Genomic DNA, 21,399 nt, shown 5'->3' on the forward strand with positions numbered 1-21,399 from the left:
CTAGAGAAAAACCGTTGCCTGAGTGGCAACGGTTTTTTTGCTTAGTAAAGAAGAGCAGGGAGTCAGTTGGTTTCAGCAAATGTTAAAGGAATCGTTTCAGTGAATTCGCCTTGCTCTGTTTTCCAAGTAACTTGATATGCCGGGTGTTCACCAAAAAATTGCTTTATCTGCTCTGCGGTCACGCCATTTCGAAAGTAGTCTTTATTGATGTCAGTATTGGGGACATCCTGAAACAAAGTGATGTGCCCATTTTGAAAGGAAGGGTCTTTCACATTGCCTGCTTGTTGACTAGTAAACGTTACAGTAGCTTCATAATGAATATGGGTGACTTTTTGATTGGTTAGATGATTGATTTTACCGATAAAACGGGCGCCATCTTCTTTGTCTGGAATGATGTCGATAACCGCGTCCCAATTGTCTGATTGACCTGTGTACTTGTAAGACCAGCCTTGCGTTGCACATGCGACCATCAAAAGCAGGGCAGCAATAAGGAGAATGATCATTTTAACTGACCGGATCTTAATCAGTCCTCCTGTAAAGAATTTACTACTGGTAATGATACCATGGATAAAGTTGTTCAAATAGTTGGAAAGTATTTTGCCTACTCATCCCGTGTGTTATAGTGAAGCAAAAATCGTTTTTTCAGGGGGTGGAGGAGATGGAGCACTTTTTCTTGTTTGTCGTGATGTCGATCTTGTTGATCATATTGCCTGGCCCTGATACTGGCTTGGTTACGAAAAATACAGTGACACACGGCAGCAGGGGCGGACTGCAAACCATGGCAGGGATTTCTGCTGGACTACTCATTCATACTACGGCGGCAGTATGTGGTTTATCTGCTCTTATTGTAAAATCCGCGATGCTATTTTCCGTATTCAAGTATGCCGGGGCGATTTATTTAGTCTATTTGGGCGTGACCACACTGTACGCTGTCATCAAGAAAAAAGAAAGCACCATACAGGTGGAGGAAGAAAATAAATACCGCCATAAATCGGCATTTCTCCAAGGCTTTTTGACCAATCTCCTAAATCCAAAGGTAGCGGTATTTTTTCTTACCTTCCTGCCACAATTTTTGCCCGCAGGGAGCGATCCATTCCTACCTTTTTTCATGATGGGTATGACGTACACGATTCTCACCGTGGTATGGTTCTTACTGTACGTGTACATCATTGATCTCATGAGCGCATGGATGAAAAAGCCATCTACCCAGCGAGCTGTCCAAGGCATATCGGGACTCGTTCTCCTGCTGTTTGGCATGAAGCTGGCATTCGAAAAAAATCCTTAATCGACATCGATATCACAAAAGAAACCAGTCTTGGCACGAGAGATGCCTTGACTGGTTTCTTTTGTAGTCACATTTTAAAAGAGGCAACCAAGTCTATCTATAGAATTCTTGAAAAGAAGGCTTTTATAGGAAGCATGAGGAAGAACGACAGCTGCTTGAGGAAAAAGGAGAAAACAGCGAAGATTTTTGGTGCGCAACCGAGACGGAATGAAAAAAGAGAAACAAGCACCCCAGAGCAAGCGACCCAAGAATCGAGCGTTTTCTCCTTTTTCCTCCCCACCACTACAGTTCGACCAATAAAGTGGAGTAAATTTCAACAACGAACTGCTCTGTCTTTTGTTACAATAAAAAGCAAACACATGATCGTGGCGAAAGGATGAAAGTCATGCGCATTTTACATACAGCCGACTGGCATTTCGGGCGCCAGCTGGAAGGCAGGGATCGGCGGGTAGAGCAGGCAGCCTTCGTGGACGAGCTTGCTCGCATTGCCGATGAGCGAAAAGTCGATTTGGTACTGATCGCTGGTGATGTCTATGATTCAGTCAATCCGCCTGCGTGGGCGGAAGAATTATTTTATGAAGCTTTAGAACGTTTGTCTGCTGAGGGCCGTCGCGCCGTCGTTGTAATTGCAGGAAACCACGACCAGCCAGAGCGTGTCAGAGCGGCAGCACCACTGGCGACCAAGCACGGAATTGTTCTTTTGGGCTTGCCAAAGGAAGCGCCTTTGCTGTCATCCGATGAGGTTACCCCTGACCGGGTAAGAATTGTCCAGGGAGGACCGTCATGGCTAGAGCTAGCAGTACCGGGCTGTGAGCATAATGCCATAGTTTTAGCTCTACCTTATCCTTCTGAATCGCGATTGAAGGAGCTACTCAGCGAGAGCTTTACCCAAGAGCAGATGCAGCTCGCTTTTTCGGAACGTATAGCGCAATTGTTTGAAGAGCTGTCTGGCCATTTTCGCGAGGATACCGTCAATCTGGTTACCAGCCATCTGTTCGTCATGGGCGGCATGGAGACAGATTCCGAGCGTCCGATTCAAATAGGGGGAGCGCTGACAGTATCACCACAGGCTTTTCCCAAAAACGCTGACTACGTAGCGCTGGGACACCTGCATCGCCTGCAAAAGCTAAGTGACAAGCCGTTGGTTCGTTACAGTGGATCGCCGCTCTCTTACAGCTTCTCAGAGGCGGGGCAGAGCAAGGCTGTCGTCTTGGTTGAGGTGGAGCCAGGTACAGAGCTACAGGAGGAAATCATCTATTTGACGAGCGGCAGACCACTCGCGCGCTGGAGAGCGACAGAGGGGATCGCGCAGGTGGAAAAGTGGCTTGCAGAAGGCAGAGACGCCGGCTCCTGGATTGATCTGGAGCTGCATGTTTCGGATGTGATTGACCCGGCAGAATTTCAGCGAGTTCGCAAGCTAAGTGATGACTTCCTCAAGATTCAGCGTGTGGTTGTACGTGAAGATAATCAGAATGAGGATGGGGCGCAGCGGGTCGAGCTGTCAGAGCTGACCTCAGATCAATTATTTCGCCGCTTTTATGAGCGAAGACGCGGAGCCGAGCCGGATGAGCGACTGGTAGCGATGTTTCAACGTCTATTGGCTGAGACCGGGGGAGAGGAGGAGGTAGAGTGAGACCGATACGATTAAAGCTGGCAGGGATGCACAGCTATCGAGAAATGCAAGAGGTTGATTTCGAAATTCTGTGCCAGGCAGGATTGTTTGGCATATTCGGTCCTACAGGTAGCGGGAAATCCACGATCCTCGATGCCATTACACTCGCTCTCTACGGACAGGTGGTTCGCTTGGGTGGAGGAAACCATCCAAAGGAAGTATTGAATCAGCTGGAGCAGCGTGTATTTGTTTCGTTCACCTTTGAGCTCGGAAAAGGGGCGGAGCGAAAGCAATATACAGTTGAACGGGAATTTGGTCTGGATAAAAAGGGGAATAAAAGGCAGCCAGAAGTGCGTCTTATTCAATTAGGAGCATTGACTGGAGAGCCGGATGTTGTTTTGGAGTCCAAGGCAACTACTGCCACGGCTGCGATTGAAGCTTTGATCGGTCTTACCCTGCAAGACTTTACCCGGGCTGTCGTCTTGCCGCAGGGGCAATTCTCACGTTTCCTGACGTTAAAAGGCAGTGAACGCAATGAAATGCTGCAACGGATGTTTCGTTTGCACATCTATGGAGAAAAGCTGAGTGAGCGTGTCCGTCATGCGTTGGAGCAGACCAAGGAACAGATACATCGCTTGCAGCTGGAGATGGCTGCGCTAGGCGAAGCGGGTCCAGAGGCGCTTGAAGAAGCACGGCAAACGTGGGAGGAAGCGGCACAAAAAGAGCAGGAATTTACGTTGCAAAAGCAGGAGTTGGCCGGCAAGCAAAAGGAGCTGGAGCAGCTTCATCAGTGGCAGCAGGAGCTGTCTGCCGTACAAACGCATTTGCAGGAGCATGCAGCAAAGGAAGCGCAGATGGCGCTTTGGAAAGCGAGCATCCAAAGCTGGGAAGCGAGTATCCGTCTTTGGCCGTTGGTTCAGCAGTATGAGCGTTTGGACAAGGAGTGGCTCTCGACCGAGCAGGCATTGGGCCAAAGCAGGCAGCAGCAAGAACAAGCAAATCTTACGCTAGAGGCGAGAGAGAGCGAGTACCAGCGTGCCCATGCTGAGTTGATGCAGCAAGAGCCAGATCTGATTATACAAAAAGGCAGGCTGGTCCAAGCACAGGAATGGGAAGAAGAGCTAAAGGCAATTCGCATCGAGTGGACAGACTTGGAGCGGGAATGGAACGAGGTATCACTCGCGCTGACGCAGGTAGAGGAACAGCTGGTGCGCGATGAAGCAGCGCTCCGAGACTGGGAGCAGGAATGGAAGCATCTCGAGAATCAGCTTCAGCAGGCAGCTGTTACCCCAGAGTGGCGTGCCCAGATCAGTGCAGCGAGAGAGGCCAAGCAGCAATGGGAGCGTGAGCACGCAAAGACGAAGGAATTGGAAGCAGCGCAAAATACAGCAAGGCAGCAGCTGCAGCAGGCAGCAATTACAGCCAATGAACGCCGTGTAAGCTGGGAAAAGAGTGCGAACAGGCTGACCCAGCTAAAAGAGCAAATGACAGCTTTTACAGAGCAGCCAGTCATGAGCGACGCGGACTATGAGCAAGCGCGATCGGTGCTTGCAGAGATGAAGCAAACCGGGCGACAGTGGCGAGAAGTACTGAAGCAGATGGCAGATTGGCAGGAAAAATCGCAGCGGGTTACGGGAGAGCGGGAGCAGGTTGAGTCCCGTTACCGCGCGCTGTCCGAAGCATTTACTAAGCAGGAAGCGTCTGCAGCAGATGCCCTCGCCAGAAGAGATCAGCTGCGACAAGAATGGGAGCTGTGGCAGCAAGAGAACATGGCTCGTTTTCTGCGGGAGCGACTGGAGGATGGCAAGGAATGTCCCGTATGCGGCTCTACCCATCATCAGCACAGAACGGATAGTCACGACGGTTCATCGGCTGCGTCCCAGGGAGACGAGCTTCGTACACGTATTAAAACAGCTGAAGAGGCTATACGCGCAGCTGAGCAGCAAGTGAGCCTCGCCAAAGAAGCGCTGCTTGGAGCAAAAGGTGAGCTGACTGCCTTTGACGATCGTCTCACAGCTTTAAAGGAAGAGCGCAGCGTGCTGGAAGGGCGCTTGGAGGAGATCAAGGCCGAGTGCCGTGGATACGGTAAGCCATGGGATGTCGCAACGTTTGAAGAGCTTTTGCAAGTCTATCAGCATGAGGAAAAAGAGCTAGCAGAAAAGCAAGCAGAACGCGAGAGTGCCAAAGTAGAGCGTGAACGGCTGCAAAAGCAGGTAGAGGTGCTGCGCGAAGAAGAGGCAGAGCACAAGCGGCTGCTGGAGAGAAGTGTGACCTTGCAGGAGCAGTCTGCTAAAGCTGTAGAGGAGGGCAAAGAGCGCCTGGAGGCTGCTGTGGAGCAGGAAAAGCTTGCAGCAGGCGAGCTCGATGCCAAACGCAAAGACGTGCCTGTAGAGGAAATCGAGCAGAAATACGAGGAAATCGGACGACTGGACCTGCGTTTGGCTGAGCTGCAGCGCATACGTATGGAAAAGGAAGTATTGCGTGGTACGCTCATGTCTCAGGTGGAAACGGCAAAAACACGTCGTTTCGAAGGAAAGTCACGAGAAGCTGCCCTCAAAGAAAAGCTTGCGGACAGAAAGCGCATGTGGGAGCAAAAGCACATGCAATGGCTGGAACGGACTGGCGGTCAGCCTGCCCAGGAGCGTATACGTCAGCTGGAGGAAAAGCTGCATGAACTGCGCCAAGCTGCTACACAGGCAGATGCGAAGCGAAAGGAAGCAGCGGAAGCGCGTGAAACGGTTCAAAGCAATCTGGTCAAGTATTCCGAAGCACTGGCTGTCCTGACCCGGCAACGGCAGGAAGCTCACGACACATTATTTACGAGCCTGCAGGAAAGTGGAATTGCGACTATTGAGCAGGTGAAGCAGCTGTACGCAGAGCGCGGGCAATTACAAGAGGCACAGGAACAAGTAGAAGCTTATGAGAGAATCCATAGACAGCTGCGCTACGAGGAAGACCGCCTGGTTCAGGCAGTGGCAGGACGGACGCTCAGTGAAGAGGAGTATGAGTCTGCAAAAGAGGCGTGGCAACAGTGGGAGCAGTTTTTCCAGGACGCTCAAAAGCAAGTAGCTGTGGCAAAAGAGCATGTCGATCGGATGGAAAAGAACCATGTGAAATGGCAGGAGGTACAAAAGCAGCTTGAAGAACAGCAGGATGAGCAAAGCCGCCTGGAAGAGCTGAAAAAGCTGTTTGAGGCGAAAGCATTTGTTCAATTTATCGCCGAAGAAAAGCTGGTTTCGATCGCGAGAGACGCTTCGTACCATCTCAAGCGGATGACGGCCAATCGCTATGGCTTGGAAATTGGAGATGAAGGGGAATTTGTCTTGCGGGATGAGGGTGCCGGAGGGATGCGTCGCCCGGTCAGCACGCTGTCTGGGGGAGAAACCTTCCTGACCTCTTTATCGCTTGCTCTAGCCCTATCTATGGAAATCCAGATGCGTGGCGGTCGTCTGGAGTTCTTTTTCCTCGACGAAGGATTTGGAACACTCGATCCTGAGCTGCTGGAAGTCGTCATGGACGCGCTGGAGAGATTGCGCATGGACGATTTTACAATCGGCGTGATCAGCCACGTCCCGGAAATTCGTGTTCGGATGCCGCGTCGCCTGGTCGTGACGCCTGCCGAGCCGATGGGAAAAGGAAGTATGCTCCAGCTGGAAATGGAGTAAGGGAGGAAGAAAAGCATGGCAGTCCAATTTATACTGGGACGAGCGGGAACTGGAAAAACGGACGCCATTCATCGCCAGATCCAAGAGCGGCTGCGACAAAGCCCGCTCGGTACACCCATGATCCTGTTAGTTCCTGAGCAGGCCAGCTTTCAGGAAGAGTATGCGCTGGCTACTCTCCCTGGGCTGGGTGGTGTCATGGGTACGCAGGTACTCAGCTTTGGGCGTCTGGCCCATCGCTTGATGCAGGAGCTGGGAGATTTGACGACGGTACCTGTCGATGATTTGGGCAAGCATATGGTGCTGCGGATGCTGCTGGAGCGGCATAAAGAGGAGCTTCAAGTATTTGGTCGAGCTTCGATGCAGCCGGGGTTTGCCACGCAGCTTGGACGTTTAATCAGTGAATGCAAGTCTTATGGTGTTTCGTTTCCGCATACAGAAAACCTGGAGTGGGGAACGGCTAATCTGAATCAAAAGGTAAATGACCTGCGACTGATCATGAATGCGTATGAAGCGTATTTGGCGGAAGGGTACTGTGATGCGGACGATATGTTGACCCGTGTCGCTGTCATGGTACGAGATTCCGCGTATATCAGGCAAGCAGAGATATTCATAGATGGCTTTACGGGGTTCACGAATCAAGAGCTGCGTCTGATCGAGCAATTGATGGTTCATGCCAAGCAGGTAACGATTGCCCTCACGCTTGATCCGAATGAACGAGATGCTTCTGTCGATGAGCTGGGCTTGTTTCACCCTACCCTGCGCACCTATCAAGCTCTCTCACTGATGGCACGTGAAGCAGGCGTGACAGTTGCCAAACCACTTCTATTGACTGAAGCGCATCGTTTTTCCAGCAGTCCGTGGCTGCGGCATATGGAGCATGCGTATTTCCAATGGGGTGATACCGGTTTCTCTCCACCAGCAGAGCGAAAGGACGAGGTAGTGTTATCGTCGGCGGTAAACAGACGGGCAGAAGTAGAAGCTGTAGCCTTGAAAATTCTTGCGCTCGCCAGGGAAGAGGGGTATCGCTGGAGAGATATGGGGATTTTGCTGCGCGAGATCGGAACGTATGCAGATGAGATTGCTGCGATCTTTACGGATTACGGGATTCCCCACTTCCTCGATCAGAAACGAACAGTGATGCACCATCCGCTCGTAGAGCTGGTTCGCTCGGCTCTGGAGGTCATTGTGACCAGATGGCGCTATGATGCTGTTTTCCGCTGTTTGAAAACAGATTTGCTCACGGTCGATATCGCAGACGAAGAGACGACCCGCAAGGAAATTGACCGTCTGGAAAACTACGTGCTGGCACATGGTGTGTATGGTTATCAGTGGGGCGAAGAAGCTGCTTGGCGCTTTCGGGGGCAGTACGGAGCCGAGGACGACGCGATTGCCGATGAGCTGCGGCGCAAATACGCGGCCCCTTTGCTTACGTTTGAAAAAGAGATGAAGCAGGCGACAAGCAAAAACGTGAGGGAGATGACGACAGCCCTGTACAATCTCCTGATCGCGCTTGATGTGCCGAACAGGCTGGAAAAATGGCAGCAGACTGCAGAGGAAGCTGGCGATCTGGACACGGCTCAGGTACATGGGCAGGTGTGGACGGGACTGGTCGAGCTGATGGATCAGGTGGTGGAGGTCATGGGCGAGGAGAGCATGGAGCTGGCAACCTTTGCCCGTGTCCTGGATAGCGGCTTGGAGACTATCGAGCTCGGGCTTGTTCCTCCTGCGCTGGATCAAGTATTGATCGGATCGATGGAGCGTTCACGGCAACCTGAAGTAAAAGCGTTGTTTGTACTAGGTGTAAATGAAGGCGTCATCCCTTTGCGACCAAAAGAGGAAGGTATTTTGGATGAAGCAGAGCGGGAGCGTCTAGCAGAAATGGGGCTGTCCCTGGCGCCAGGAGCCAAGCAGCGCTTGATGGCGGAGCCGTACCTTTTGTATCAGGCTATGACAAGACCGTCAGAGCGATTGCTTTTGAGCTGTGCTCTCGCTGATCAGGAAGGCAAGGCGCTTTTGCCTTCCTCCGTCTTTTCGCGGGTCAAGGAAGTGCTGCCAGATGTGGTGCAGCATGTGTTTTATAACGAACCGACAGGGGAGCCTGGGGATGACATCTTTTTGCTGGGCAATCAGAGACGCGTCTTCAGCCATCTATTGACACTGGTACGAGGAATGAAAAAAACAGGAGAGCTGTCACCATTTTGGTGGGAGGTCTATGATTGGTTCATTCGCTTTTCCCCGGAAGAGGCACGGGAAAAATGGCTGTTGTCTGGCTTGCGATACAAAAATTTGCCGAGTGAGCTGAGCAGAGAAACGAGTGCAAGCCTGTACGGCAGCCAGCTTAAAATGAGTGTGTCTCGTCTGGAGAGGTTTCAGTCGTGTCCGTTTTCCCATTTCTCCTCTCACGGGCTCAGGCTTTCTGAGCGTACACAGTACAAGCTGGAGCGCTTTGACGTCGGTGAGCTGTTTCACGCTTCTCTCAAGCTGGCTGTTGAGAAAATGAATGAGGAAAACCTGGAATGGGGCAGGCTGACCGAGGCAAACAGTATGGATTTGGCGAATGTTGTAGTCGAGGAGCTGGTTCCAGCAACCAGAAGCAGTATCCTGACGCGGACAGCGCGTTATCGGTATTTGTCCGGGAAGCTGAAGCGAGCTGTAGGCAGAGCGATTTACGTGTTGGGCGAGCATGCCAAGCGAAGCCGTTTTGCTCCGGTTGGGCTGGAGGTTTCCTTTGGTCCGAATTCAGATTTGCCGGGCCTCTCACTTTCTCTGGAAAACGGCGTAGACCTGCAGCTGATCGGACGTATCGACCGTGTAGACCAGTCACTCGACAGTGATGTTCCTTACTTGCGGGTCATCGATTACAAGTCGAGTCCAAAGCAGCTTCAGCTCTCTGATGTTTGGAATGGTCTGAATCTGCAGCTGTTGGTGTACCTCGATGTCGTGGTGGCGAATGCGGAGCAGTGGCTGGGGAAAAAGGCTGAAATGGGCGGAGTGTTCTACTACCAAGTCGCTGATCCTTTTGTGACTGCCAAGCGACTGTTAACCTCGGATGAGGCACAAAAAGAACGGGCGAAGCGATTGCGAATGAAAGGTCTGATGCTGGCTGAACCCGAGCTGGCACGGATGATGGATGCACAGGTTGAGCAGGGAGCGTCAGAGCTGGTGCCTTTTGAGATCAAAAAGGACGGCACGCTTTCCTCGCGTTCTTCTGTGGCGACGAGAGAACAGTTTCAAGCTTTGACCACATACGTGCGGGATACGGTCAAAGAAATCAGTACGCGCATGACCAATGGAGAAATTCAGATTGATCCCTATACAAATGGTACGATGACTGCCTGTGATTACTGCTCGTACAAGCCTGTCTGCCAGTTTGACGGGGAAACAGGCGGGAATGCGCACAGGCAGCTGACCAAATGGAACAACAAGCAAATTTGGGGCATGTTAGCGGAGCAGCAGATGACAGGAGAGGAGGGTACCCATGACACAAGAGCAACAGACTAAGCCTGAGCAATGGACAGATGAACAGTGGCAAGCCATTACGCAGCGGGGGAATAATTTGCTCGTAGCTGCCGCCGCGGGCTCAGGTAAAACCTCTGTGCTTGTCGAGCGCATCATTCGGCGCATCATGGACGAGAGCGATCCCGTTGGCGTCGATCAGCTGTTGGTGGTGACCTTTACCAATGCGGCTGCGGCGGAGATGCGCCATCGGATCGGTGATGCGCTAAGAAAAGCATTAAAGGACGACCCCCACTCTGCGCATCTGCGTCGTCAGCTTGCTTTGCTTCAGCGCGCGACCATTACGACCTTGCATTCCTTTTGCCTCGGAATCCTGCGTCAGTATTACTATTTGATTGATCTCGATCCAGATTTTCGCATAGCCGATCAGCTAGAAGGAGAGCTTTTGCGTCAGGACGTTCTCGAAGAACAACTGGAAGAATGGTACGAAAAAGACGTCGACTTTCACGCGCTGGCGGATGTCATGCTGGATGGACAGGACGACCAGGCGCTTACCATCTTGCTTCTGCGGCTCTATGAATTTTCGCGAAGCCATCCAGAGCCGGCACGCTGGCTGGAAGAAGCCGCTGACATGTTTGAGGTAGGTAGTAAGGGCGGATTGGATGGACTGCTTTGGGCTAAAAGCGTACTCAGGTCTATAGAGCTTGCGCTGGGGAGCATGACAGGCAAGATGCGAAGAGCTGTCTATTTGGCGTCATCTCCGGAAGGGCCAGCAGCCTACTTGCCTCTTCTGGAGGCTGAGGCTGCGGCATTGGATTACGCTAGTACAGCATGTCGGACAGGCTGGGAAGCCGCAGTACAAGCGGTGCGAGGAATTACCTTTGCCAAGCTGCCACCAGTGAAAGGCACTGATCCTGACATAAAGGAACAGGTGCAAGAGCTGCGAAACAGCGTGAAAAAAGAAATTGGTGAGCTGCTTGAGCAGTATTTCTCCATGACGCCCGAGCAGTACCTGGCTGATTTAGAGCGAATCGCGCCACATATGCAGACGCTTGCGAGGCTGGTTACTACATTCTCTGATGCTTTCCAAAAGGAAAAGCGTGCCCGCAGCCTCGTGGATTTTGGCGATTTAGAGCACTTGGCTCTGCACATATTGACTGGGCGCAGTGAAGCAGGAAACGTGATTCCTTCGTCCGTGTCTGAGCAATTGCGCGTGCAATTTGCTGAGGTTCTGGTCGATGAGTATCAAGATATTAACCTTGTACAAGAGACAATTTTGCAAATGGTTTCCCAGGATGGAGAGTCTGGACGTGCTGCAAACCGCTTTATGGTAGGGGACGTCAAGCAAAGTATTTACCGGTTCCGTTTGGCAGAGCCCAAGCTGTTTCTGGATAAATACTTGACCTACCAGAAAAAGGACGCAGGCCACTTAAGTGAGGATACTGAGGCACCTGGCTTACGGATCGATTTGGCGGCTAACTTTCGCAGTAGGCGAGAGGTTGTCGATTCGGTCAACTATTTGTTCCGCCAGATAATGTCTCCCGGAGTAGGGGAAATCGATTACGATCGCTCTGCGGAGCTGATTAATCGCGCCTCGTACCCGGACGTGGAAGCGGACCGGTTGCGTGTAGAAATGCACCTGATTGACCGAAAGAGCAGTCAAGGTGAGGGTGGACAATCAGAAGTGGCTGACGCAACGGATGACGCAGAGGCAGCAATTCCGGAAGCATCAGGTGAGTCGAGTGAGGAAGCCAGCGTAGCTCAGCTGGAGGCACGTCTGATCGCGAGTCGCATTCGCCGCTGGATGGAGCCTGGCGAAGGAGAAGCGCCGCTGCTCGTTTTTGATAAAAAAGCAGGAGGATTGCGTCCGCTTGCCTATCGGGATATCGTCATTTTGCTTCGGGCTACTGCCGGCTGGGGACAGACGCTTCAAGAAGAATTGAAAGCTGCAGGGATTCCTGTGTACGCAGAGCAAACAGCCGGTTACTTCGCCGCAACAGAAGTGGAAACGATGCTTTCTTTGCTGCGCGTGATTGACAACCCGCTGCAAGACATTCCGCTGGCCGCCGTACTGCGATCTCCGATTGTTGGTCTGCGCGAGAAAGACTTGGCACAAATTCGGGTTGAGTATGCGTCGGGGTCTTTTCATCTCGCTGTCGTTCAGTATGTCGAGGAACGTACTGCCAAGGAGCCCTGGGAAAAAAGACTGCGCTATTTTTGGAGCCGCCTAAAAGACTGGCGGACCAGGGCGCGCAGAGGAGCACTGTCAGAGCTGCTTTCTGTTCTGTATCGGGAAACAGGCTACCTCGATTATGTGGCAGCGCTGGAAAATGGTCAGCAGAGACAAGCGAACCTGCGTGCTTTGTATGACCGGGCGAAGCAGTATGAGGCAGGCTCTTATCGTGGTCTGTTCCGGTTTCTTCGTTTTGTCGACCGCTTGCAGGAGGCAGGCAATGACTTGGGAGAAGCGCGGACGATCGGAGAGAACGAGGATGTCGTACGCATCATGACGATCCATAAAAGCAAAGGGCTGGAATTCCCAGTTGTATTTGTAGCGGGTATGGGCAAGCAGTTCAATACGATGGATTTGAAAAGTCAGTTCCTGCTGCACAAAGACCTCGGCTTTGGCCCTATGGCGGTGGAGCCATCCCTGTTGGTTCGCTATCCGAGCATTGCTGCGTTAGGTATTCGTCAGCAGCTGAAACGAGATATGCTAGCTGAAGAGATGCGCGTATTGTATGTGGCACTCACTCGCGCCCGTGAAAAGCTCATATTGGTTGGCTCAGCCAAGGATTTGGCGAAAAGCATAAAAGACTGGGGACGCCAGGATGGCGAAGAGCGGCTAAGTGATGAGGATCTGATACAGGCGAAGGGCTATTTTGACTGGGTCGGCCGAGCGATGCTGCGTCATCCGGAAGCTGGCCCACTAAGAGCCTATCCGCAAACGATAGGAACAGGTGACATGGTGAATGTCCGAACCATACCAGATGACTCGATCTGGTCATTCCATTTTTATCCGGCAGATGAGCTGCGAGCGCAAACGGACCCAGAAAGCGACGAAATGTCTGTATGGGAGCGTATGACTCATCGGGAGCAAATCCCGGAGCGGCCGACAGATGAGAGGTTGCAGCGAATCATCGAGAGCAGCTTGAGCTGGCAGGACCCACACGGCATCGCGCCACGTGTCCAAGCGAAGTGGAGTGTCAGTGAGCTGAAGCGGAATGCGAAGACAAGCAAGAGCGGACAGCCTGTCATGCTTCCTTCTATTACAGAAAAACCGAAGTTTATGACAGAGCAAAAATCGAGTCGCATCACTGGTGCGGAAAAAGGGACAATTACCCACCTGGTCATGCAGCATCTTGATTTGAAGCGTTCGTTGGATGAAGCAGATATTCGGGATCAGGTGGCATCGCTCGCAGCACAGCGCTTTTTAACGGAAGAGCAGGTGCAGGCGGTAGAGGTTGGACAAATCGCTCGATTTTTTGCCGATCCACTGGGCCAGCGCATGAAGCAGGCTCGTGTCGTACATCGCGAGCTACCTTTTACGCTAGCGATCCCAGCACAAGAAGTCGAGCCAGAGCTTGGCGAGGAGAGCAAAGAGCAGGTTATTGTCCAAGGGGTGATTGACTGCTTGCTGGAGGAGCAAGATGGAGGTCTCGTTCTGATTGATTTCAAGACAGACTGGCTAGCCAAAGAACCATCCGCGAAAGCCGTAGAAGAGCTGACCAAAAGATACGAGGGTCAGATCAGGCTCTATGTTCGTGCGATCAAGCAAATCATCAAACCGGACGTGGAAGTATCGAGCTATTTGTATCTCCTCTCAGGAGGATTTGCGATCTCTTTTTCACTCAATCAGCAAAATTAAGCATACGGCGCCGTTCAGAAATGAGCGGCGTTTTTTTCTGAATCAACGAGTTGCTTTATAGATAAATGCGAACGTATGTGCTAATGTTTAAAAAGGAAATATTTTCATAACGATCAAAAGCCCGGGGGGTGGACTTGATTGAAGATGCTTTTTCAATATAACTGGAAAGTGCGAGACGAATGGTTTGAATGGTGCAAGCAGCTTTCTACGGAACAATTGCTGCAAGAGCGTGTGGGAGGAGCAGGTACGATTCTGTACACCTTGTTTCATATTGCAGACGTGGAGTACAGCTGGCTGCGAGGCGTCCAGGGCAAGCCGGATGTGGTCGTAGCTTACGAGGACCACCAATCACTTCAGCAAGTAAAGGCGCTGTCAGATGTGTGGCGGGAGGAGCTGTCTTCTTTTCTGGAAGTGTGGTCAAGTGAACAGGAGAATGAAACGATTCGCGTGCCATGGAGTGAAGAGGAGCATACAAAAGGAGAAATCATCAGGCATGTCATCGCTCATGAAATCCATCATATGGGGCAGTTGTCCATTTGGGCACGGGAGCTAGGATTCAAGCCGATTTCCGCTAATGTGATTGGGAGAGGCTTGTTGATATAGGCAGAGGCTTGGCGAGATAGGCAAAAGCCCGTCAGCTCGTATGCATAATATGCTTCGACCTAGCCCATACTCCAACTGTTTCCACGAGAAGAAGCAGCTGAGTATGGGAGGCTGACAGAGCATGTCGATCAAGCAACAGCTTCTGCGAAAAAAGAGTATCGTACAATTACTCGAGCAGGTAGAGGACAAGCAAGGGGCGTTGAAAAAGACACTGAGTGCATTTGACCTGACGATGCGCGGTGTCGGACAGTGCTTATCATTCGTTCCGTAAAACCCCTTGCTTTCGCTATGGGGATATAAGGCACTTTGCTCTGTATCCCCTTTAGGGGGTGCTAAGAGCAAACAAAAAATAGTTCTTTTTTGTATCGGAGTTAGATATTCGAGTTGTAAAACATTTGAAGGGCCATACATCCAGAGTGTTGCGGATGGAGTTTAGACATCTCAAAAGCAGACTTCCCTCGCTATGGACAAACGCCTACTTTGTTGACACAGTTGGAATTGTTCAACTGGATGTGAGTCAGAAGGAAAGGAGTGATTGAATATGCACAGAGCGTACAAATTTCGTCTCTATCCAAACAAAGAACAAACGACACTCATTAACAAGACAATCGGATGCACTCGCTTCGTATTCAATCACTTCCTCGCAAAGCGAAAAGATGCTTACGAACAGGAAAAGAAAACGCTGGGCTACCACGATTGCTCTGCAATGTTAACGCAACTTAAAAAAGAAATCGAATGGCTGAAAGAAGTGGATTCAACTGCCCTTCAATCCACATTGAAAGATTTGGATTTCTCGTACAAAAAGTTCTTCAATGAGAAAAAGGGGTATCCGAAATTCAAGAGTAAGCAGAATCCTAAACAGTCCTATACATGCAAAATGAACATCAAAGTGGAAGGAAATCGTATCAAACTTCCTAAACTTGGATGGGTTGCGTTTGCCAAATCACGAGAAGTCGACGGACGTATCCTGTCAGCTACTATTAGACGCAATTCTTCGGGCAAATATTTTGTGTCTGTTCTTTGCGAAACAGAAGTTCTGTTGCTGCCACAAGTGGAGCAGACTGTAGGGATTGACCTTGGAATCAAGGATTTCGCCATTCTCTCTACGGGTGAAAAGGTGGAGAATCCCAAATACTACCGTAAGTATGAAAAACAACTGGCAAAGTGGCAACGAATTCAATCTCGCAGACAAAAAGGTAGTAAAAACCGAAATAAAGCACGTAGTAAAGTAGCTCGGCTTCATGAAAAAATCGCAAATACCCGCAACGATTTTCTACATAAGCTGTCAACCAAGCTGATCAACGAAAACCAAGTGATCTGTTTAGAGGACTTGCAAGTAGAAAATATGGTCAAAAACCACAAGGTAGCAAAATCCATTGCAGATGCTTCGTGGTCTATGTTTCGCACGATGCTGGAGTATAAGGCAGAATGGTATGGCAGAAAGGTCTCAATTGTTGGGAAACAATTCCCTTCCAGCCAGCTCTGCTCGACTCCAAACTGTGGATACCGTAACAAGGACGTAAAAAATCTAAATTTGCGTAGTTGGATATGCCCGAACTGCGGCGTACAACATGATCGTGACCAAAACGCTGCCATCAATATTGAGCAAGAAGGACTTCGATTGCTGGCGTAGCCAACTAAACTGTGGGACTCACAGGGATAGCTTGGTATATTTCACTCTGTTAGGAGTGACTACCCAAGAATCCCCTGTCTTTAGGCATGGGGAGTGTCAAACATATAGCTATGCGGCATTTGGCGAGCTGGTCGCGTCGATGATCGGTTGGGATTTGATTCTGGAATACGGTGTCGCCTCGGCAGCTGTTGCCAGTGGCTGGTCAGGCTATGCACAGGGGCTATTGGCAGGATTCAACATTCATTTGCCGCTTGCCTTGACCAGTGCATTTGATGCATCGAAGGGGACCATGGCTGGCTGGCAGCAGGAGCCGTCGTGTATTTCCTCTATGGACGAGCACACAGCTTGCTTGGCAAAGACAAGTCTCATCGGTAATGCGTGTAAGTGGTGGATGCACCTTTGTCACAATTGAGCAAAGGTACTTGAAAAACCTCGATTAGAAGATATGTAATATCTGACAACCATGTCCCTTTCATGGTAGAGTAAAAGGTACCAAATCGACGAGGAGAACAGGCCATGAAGCGAAAAAGAGCAGACCGCCCTGGTTGGAGACGCGTCAAACGATTAGGTTATCAAGAAAAGTGGGTAGATGCCTTGTCCTTTACCGGCTATGCTGTTCGCTTAACACTAGATGAGGTGAGCGATCCTGCGTATATGCCTGTTGGTGAAAAGATTCTGTGTGTAGGAGACCGGGGGTACGTTTATTTGCAGTATTTCCCTCACGATCAGGCGTACGCCGTTACCAAAATGCTAGACGAGCTCGGCAACACGGTGCAGTGGTATATCGATATTTGCAAAGGGCACGGCAAGGATGAGAATGGGCACATTTGGTACGACGACCTCTACTTGGATATTGTGGTGCTGCCAGAAGGTGAAGTGTACCTATTGGATCAGGATGAGCTGGATGAGGCACTGCAAAAGGGAATGATTACAAGCGAGGAGCACCGCTTCGCATGTGAAACGGCTGATAAGCTATTAAAAGAAATCATGGCAGGCAAGCGTGATGCCTTTGACTTTCCGAATTTCTTTGCATAAAATGATGAAGAGTTTTTTGAACATACCAATAAAAGGGAGGGGACAGGGTATGGAAAAAACGTTCGCAAGCGACCTGTTTCATTCCCTATTCCCGTAAAGAACGAAGGCAGCTATTGCTTTCGTTCTTTTTTTCAAGTGAGGGAGAATCTACGTAGGCGACGCGATTTGAGGAGACAAGTACGTATGAAAAAGGGGGATGCCTATGCGCTACAAACGAGTTTTGGTAAAGCTGAGCGGTGGGGCGGTCGCAAAAGAAAATGGATTCGGCTTTAATCCTGATCAGCTGGAGCATATCGCTAATGAAATATTGGCACTTGTAAACATGGGCATCGAAGTGGCGATTGTCATCGGAGGAGGCAATATTTTTCGCGGCAATATGGCCGATATGTGGGGAATCGAGCGGGTGGAAGCAGACAATATTGGGACATTGGCAACCGTTATTAACAGCTTGATGCTGCGAGGCGTATTGAAGGCCAGAGTGAACCGGGAAGTACGGGTAATGACTGCCGTTCCGATCAACGCAGTGGCAGAACCATATATTCGCTTGCGTGCTGTGCATCACCTGGAAAAAGGATATGTGGTTATTTTCGCAGGCGGAAACGGACAGCCATACGTAACGACAGATTATCCAGCTGTCCAACGTGCACTGGAAGTGGAAGCAGATGCCCTGCTCGTAGCGAAGCACGGTGTAGACGGTGTGTTTACGGCTGATCCGCGAACGGATACGACTGCAAAGCAGTATAAGGAGGTTTCCTTTGACGAGATCGTTAGACGAGACCTGCGTGTTATGGATCAGGCTGCTATGATTTTGGCGAGAGATCACGGTTTGCCGCTGCATGTGTTCAATTTTGACCAACCAGGGGCTATGGCACGGATCTGTAATGGGGAACAGGTAGGTACTTATATTAATCGCCATGGGGAAGCCGTTTATATATAGGTACAGTTCAGCGAAAGCCTCTCCAAACGGAGGGGTTTTTTCGATTGAATCGGATAGTTTACAAAATCTAATTTACATAGGGAACAAATGATCATATAATCTCAGTAAAAGTGAGTGATCACTCGCTTTTATTCTGGAGGTCTCATACTTGTTGTGTTTCGCTTTTTTTTACTCTTTTAGCGAGTGATTACTCACATCAAATTGCGGGGTGGACGATATGAAAAGGTTATTTCGCACCATGCTTGCTGGTGGACTTGTGGTCGCTTTGGCGGGTTGCACGTGGTTAGGGCAGACGGAGCAAGCTTTGTCTGGAACGATTGAAGCAGAGGAGCTGCCGATTGTGGCCGAGGTAGGGGGGCAGGTGACTAGTATAGGAATCGAGGAAGGCAGCCATGTGACGAAAGGCGAGGTGCTCGCCGAAATTGACAAGCGCAGCTATCAGATGGGTGTTGCCGAGGCACAGGCGGCACTTGAGCAAGCGACGGTCCGTGTTGAGGAAGCAAAAGCGGGCTCTCGTGATGTGGCTATCCAAAAAGGGCTTGCCGGAGTACAACAGGCGGACGCCAACATTCATTTAGCCAACGCGAGAAAAAGCCAAGCAGATGCGGGCATTGTACGTGCACAGCAGCAGCTTGCACAATCTAAATCACAGCAGCAGGGGGCACAAGATACTCTTCTTTATCAACAAAGACGCGTCCAGGAAGCGGCTGCTTTATTTGCAAAAGGAGCGATATCCAAAAAAGATTTGGAGACACAGCAAGAGGCAGCCAGTCAGGCGCAAACACAGTTGAATCAGTTGAATGCACTTGTAGCGCAGGCAGAGGCACAGGTTCGGTCGGCACAAGAGGATGTAGCCGCTGCTATCGCGCAAACAGGTACTGCTCAGGCACAGCAAGCAAGTGCCCAGGCTGATTTGGAACTATTAAAGGAAGGCAGCACAGATTACACCATACGAGCCTTGCTTGCGGCGCAGCAGCAGGCGCAGACGAGACTGGACCAGGCGAAGCTGCAACTGGAAAAGGCACAAATAACCGCTTCAGCAGACGGAGTCTTGCTGCGATTCTCTATCACGCAAGGGGAGGTAGCAAAGGTCGGCGCGACACTGTTTACAATGATGAAAGCAGACAAATTGAAGCTTGTCGTCTATATTCCGGAAGCACAGCTGAATCGTGTTCAAAAGGGGCAAGAGGTAGGCATACAGGTGGATGCGTATCTAGATGTGACTTTCAAGGGGAAGATCAGTACCATTTCGGACAAAGCAGAGTTCACGCCGAAAAATGTGCAAACGCCAAATGAGAGAACAAAGCTCGTATTTGCCGTAACGATTCACATCACGGAGGGACTCGACAAGCTCAAGCCAGGGATGCCAGCAGAAATACTGCTGTCTGATCAGGGGGGAGCACAATGAGTGTTGCCATTCATTGCGAGCAATTGACCAAGCGCTTCGGAGATCGCGTCGCGGTCAACAATCTCACGCTGACAGTCCCAAAAGGCTCAATATACGGTTTTCTCGGACCGAATGGCTCAGGGAAATCTACCACGATCCGTATGCTCTGCGGTCTTCTCACCCCTACTACGGGAAAGGGAACGGTACTCGGCTTTGACGTGATGACGCAGAGCGAGGAAATCAAGCAACGAATCGGATACATGTCGCAAAAATTTAGCCTGTATGAAGATTTAACCGTGGAGGAAAATCTCGATTTTTACGCAGGGGTGTATCAGCTAAGTGCGGCGGAGAGAAAGCAGCGCAAAAAAGAGCTGATCGAGATGGCCGGTTTGATGGGCAGGGAGAAGCAACTGGCAGGATCATTATCAGGCGGGTGGAAGCAGCGTCTGGCTCTGTCCTGCGCGCTTTTGCACAGACCTGAGCTGTTGATTTTAGATGAGCCTACCGCTGGGGTAGACCCGGTTTCCAGGCGCATTTTTTGGGAAGTTATTCATCAGCTTGCTGACGAGGGCATCACTGTTTTGGTAACTACGCACTACATGGATGAGGCGCAGACGTGCGACTGGATTTGCTTTATCTTTTTCGGAGATTTGCTGGCAGAAGGAACACCGCAGGAATTAATCGATCAGCGAGGCGGTGGGAATCTGGAGGATGTCTTCATTGATCTGGTCAAACGTGAGGAAGCCAGGCAGAGAGGGGAGGGAGCATGATGCAAAGGTTTGTCTGGGGACGCTACTGGTCCGTCGTGAAAAAGGAAATTATACAGATCAAAAGAGATCGCCCCAGCCTGGGGATCGCGCTGGTCATGCCCTTGATGCTTTTGTTCCTGTTTGGTTACGCAGTCAATACAGACGTGAACGACATCAAAATGGTGGTCTGGAATCAAAGTCCCTCTGCGGTGAGTCGTGAGCTCGTAGACCAATTCGTCAACACACATGTATTCCAGGTGACGGCGCAGGTGAATGGCTATAAGGAGATTGAGGCCATGCTCGATGAGGGAAGTGCTGATGTCGCGCTGGTCATTGGTCCAGACTATACCCGGTTGCGGGATCGGAGTGAGCCTGTACATGTCCAAATGCTTATCGACGGTTCTGATCCGAATATCGCCCGAACAGCGACATCCCATGCCCAGCTCATTGTACAAAATCAGGCGATCACCCTGCAGGAAGAAAGACTGCAAAAGCAAGGGATGGGAGAGCTCAAGCCACCTCTTGGTTTGGACGCGCGTGTGCTGTTCAATCCAAATATGGAAAGCATCGTGTTCAACATACCAGGACTGATTGGACTCATTATGCAAAATGTCACGATGATCCTGACTGCCTTTTCGCTCGTGCGTGAAAAAGAGCGGGGGACGATGGAGCAGTTGATAGTCACTCCGATTCGTCCACTGGAATTGATGCTTGGCAAAATTACGCCTTATGTAGGAGTAGGACTGTTTTCCTTTTGTCTCGTGCTGCTGGTCGGAACGTATTGGTTTGGTGTCCCGGTAAAAGGGAGCATCTCACTTTTAGTGACGTTATCAATCCTTTTTCTGGTGACGACACTTCTGCTTGGCATTTTCATTTCCACGATCGCGCGTACACAGCTGCAAGCGATGCAGATGGCGTTTGCCTTGATCCTACCTAGCGTGCTCTTATCAGGCTTTATGTTCCCGCGCGATTCGATGCCTGTCGTGATACAATGGTTTGGTGGGCTTGTCCCGTTGACCTATTTTCTGGAAATACTGCGTGGAGTTTTTCTAAAAGGAGCTGGATTCGAGGCTCTGTGGCGGGATGTGGTTGGAATGGGAGTGTTTTGCCTCTTCATTTTGACTGTAGCCATCCTGCGATTCCGCAAAAAGATCGAATAGAGGAGCGTAAAG

At 50.6% G+C, this 21,399-nt stretch carries 14 protein-coding genes and 2 pseudogenes; 15 read left to right on the forward strand and 1 reads right to left on the reverse strand.

Annotated elements, in window-relative coordinates:
- Positions 1 to 62: 62 nt before the first annotated feature.
- On the reverse strand, positions 63 to 581 hold the full coding sequence (locus tag C3B52_RS00240) for a hypothetical protein (protein ID WP_164684648.1): 519 nt from the start codon (positions 579 to 581) through the stop codon (positions 63 to 65).
- A 77-nt stretch (positions 582 to 658) separates the two neighbouring features.
- On the opposite strand from C3B52_RS00240, the gene C3B52_RS00245 reads away from it, so the two are divergent.
- The 15 genes and pseudogenes from C3B52_RS00245 (at position 659) to C3B52_RS00315 (ending at position 21,387) form a co-directional block, all read left to right on the forward strand.
- Positions 659 to 1,285, forward strand: coding sequence for a LysE family translocator (locus C3B52_RS00245; RefSeq protein ID WP_103104090.1), 627 nt, complete (start codon positions 659 to 661; stop codon positions 1,283 to 1,285).
- 385 nt (positions 1,286 to 1,670) lie between these two features.
- Entirely contained in the window at positions 1,671 to 2,918 is a 1,248-nt protein-coding gene (locus C3B52_RS00255) for an exonuclease SbcCD subunit D (protein ID WP_103104092.1), read from the forward strand.
- Complete coding sequence (locus C3B52_RS00260; protein WP_103104093.1) at positions 2,915 to 6,562, forward strand: AAA family ATPase; 3,648 nt, start codon at positions 2,915 to 2,917, stop codon at positions 6,560 to 6,562. Before C3B52_RS00255 ends, C3B52_RS00260 begins: the two co-directional genes overlap by 4 nt.
- Positions 6,563 to 6,577: 15 nt before the next feature.
- Positions 6,578 to 10,063 carry a helicase-exonuclease AddAB subunit AddB gene (addB, locus tag C3B52_RS00265; protein ID WP_103104094.1) on the forward strand — a complete coding sequence of 1,162 codons (3,486 nt, stop codon included), beginning with the start codon at positions 6,578 to 6,580 and terminating at the stop codon, positions 10,061 to 10,063.
- A complete protein-coding gene (gene addA / locus C3B52_RS00270) occupies positions 10,041 to 13,883 on the forward strand; it encodes a helicase-exonuclease AddAB subunit AddA (RefSeq protein ID WP_103104095.1) in 3,843 nt (1,280 codons plus the stop codon). Before addB ends, addA begins: the two co-directional genes overlap by 23 nt.
- Positions 13,884 to 14,021: 138 nt before the next feature.
- Positions 14,022 to 14,486 (forward strand): DinB family protein, encoded by a 465-nt coding sequence (locus C3B52_RS00275; protein ID WP_103104096.1) that lies wholly within the window; start codon positions 14,022 to 14,024, stop codon positions 14,484 to 14,486.
- 121 nt (positions 14,487 to 14,607) lie between these two features.
- Positions 14,608 to 14,757 carry a hypothetical protein gene (locus C3B52_RS36280; RefSeq protein ID WP_164684649.1) on the forward strand — a complete coding sequence of 50 codons (150 nt, stop codon included), beginning with the start codon at positions 14,608 to 14,610 and terminating at the stop codon, positions 14,755 to 14,757.
- A gap of 109 nt (positions 14,758 to 14,866) precedes the next feature.
- Positions 14,867 to 15,025: pseudogene (locus tag C3B52_RS00280) on the forward strand (transposase); the annotation flags it as partial.
- A 2-nt stretch (positions 15,026 to 15,027) separates the two neighbouring features.
- The gene (gene tnpB / locus C3B52_RS00285; RefSeq protein ID WP_103104097.1) at positions 15,028 to 16,119 is read left to right on the forward strand and encodes an IS200/IS605 family element RNA-guided endonuclease TnpB; all 1,092 of its coding nucleotides are present in this window, start codon (positions 15,028 to 15,030) and stop codon (positions 16,117 to 16,119) included.
- An 88-nt stretch (positions 16,120 to 16,207) separates the two neighbouring features.
- Positions 16,208 to 16,408, forward strand: a pseudogene (locus tag C3B52_RS00290) (amino acid permease); the annotation flags it as partial.
- A 227-nt stretch (positions 16,409 to 16,635) separates the two neighbouring features.
- On the forward strand, positions 16,636 to 17,154 hold the full coding sequence (locus tag C3B52_RS00295; protein ID WP_103104098.1) for a DUF402 domain-containing protein: 519 nt from the start codon (positions 16,636 to 16,638) through the stop codon (positions 17,152 to 17,154).
- Between the two features lie 202 nt (positions 17,155 to 17,356).
- A complete protein-coding gene (gene pyrH, locus C3B52_RS00300) occupies positions 17,357 to 18,091 on the forward strand; it encodes a UMP kinase (RefSeq protein ID WP_103104099.1) in 735 nt (244 codons plus the stop codon).
- A 217-nt stretch (positions 18,092 to 18,308) separates the two neighbouring features.
- Positions 18,309 to 19,499: an HlyD family secretion protein gene (locus tag C3B52_RS00305; protein WP_103104100.1), complete on the forward strand. Its 1,191-nt coding sequence runs from the start codon at positions 18,309 to 18,311 to the stop codon at positions 19,497 to 19,499.
- Positions 19,496 to 20,248, forward strand: a complete 753-nt coding sequence (locus C3B52_RS00310; protein ID WP_103104101.1) for an ABC transporter ATP-binding protein — start codon at positions 19,496 to 19,498, stop codon at positions 20,246 to 20,248. Before C3B52_RS00305 ends, C3B52_RS00310 begins: the two co-directional genes overlap by 4 nt.
- A complete protein-coding gene (locus C3B52_RS00315) occupies positions 20,248 to 21,387 on the forward strand; it encodes an ABC transporter permease (protein ID WP_103104102.1) in 1,140 nt (379 codons plus the stop codon). Before C3B52_RS00310 ends, C3B52_RS00315 begins: the two co-directional genes overlap by 1 nt.
- Positions 21,388 to 21,399 lie beyond the last annotated feature (12 nt).

It is taken from the genome of Brevibacillus reuszeri (genome assembly GCF_002897295.1).
GTDB classification, from domain to species: Bacteria; Bacillota; Bacilli; order Brevibacillales; family Brevibacillaceae; genus Brevibacillus; species Brevibacillus reuszeri_A.

Coding starts and splice junctions, on each gene's coding strand:
- C3B52_RS00255 (WP_103104092.1), top strand. CDS start 1,671: ATGCGCATTTTACATACAGCCGACTGGCATTTCGGGCGCCAGCTGGAA.
- addA (WP_103104095.1), top strand. CDS start 10,041: ATGACACAAGAGCAACAGACTAAGCCTGAGCAATGGACAGATGAACAG.
- C3B52_RS00295 (WP_103104098.1), top strand. CDS start 16,636: ATGAAGCGAAAAAGAGCAGACCGCCCTGGTTGGAGACGCGTCAAACGA.
- C3B52_RS00245 (WP_103104090.1), top strand. CDS start 659: ATGGAGCACTTTTTCTTGTTTGTCGTGATGTCGATCTTGTTGATCATA.
- C3B52_RS00315 (WP_103104102.1), top strand. CDS start 20,248: ATGCAAAGGTTTGTCTGGGGACGCTACTGGTCCGTCGTGAAAAAGGAA.
- C3B52_RS36280 (WP_164684649.1), top strand. CDS start 14,608: ATGTCGATCAAGCAACAGCTTCTGCGAAAAAAGAGTATCGTACAATTA.
- C3B52_RS00310 (WP_103104101.1), top strand. CDS start 19,496: ATGAGTGTTGCCATTCATTGCGAGCAATTGACCAAGCGCTTCGGAGAT.
- C3B52_RS00305 (WP_103104100.1), top strand. CDS start 18,309: ATGAAAAGGTTATTTCGCACCATGCTTGCTGGTGGACTTGTGGTCGCT.
- pyrH (WP_103104099.1), top strand. CDS start 17,357: ATGCGCTACAAACGAGTTTTGGTAAAGCTGAGCGGTGGGGCGGTCGCA.
- addB (WP_103104094.1), top strand. CDS start 6,578: ATGGCAGTCCAATTTATACTGGGACGAGCGGGAACTGGAAAAACGGAC.
- tnpB (WP_103104097.1), top strand. CDS start 15,028: ATGCACAGAGCGTACAAATTTCGTCTCTATCCAAACAAAGAACAAACG.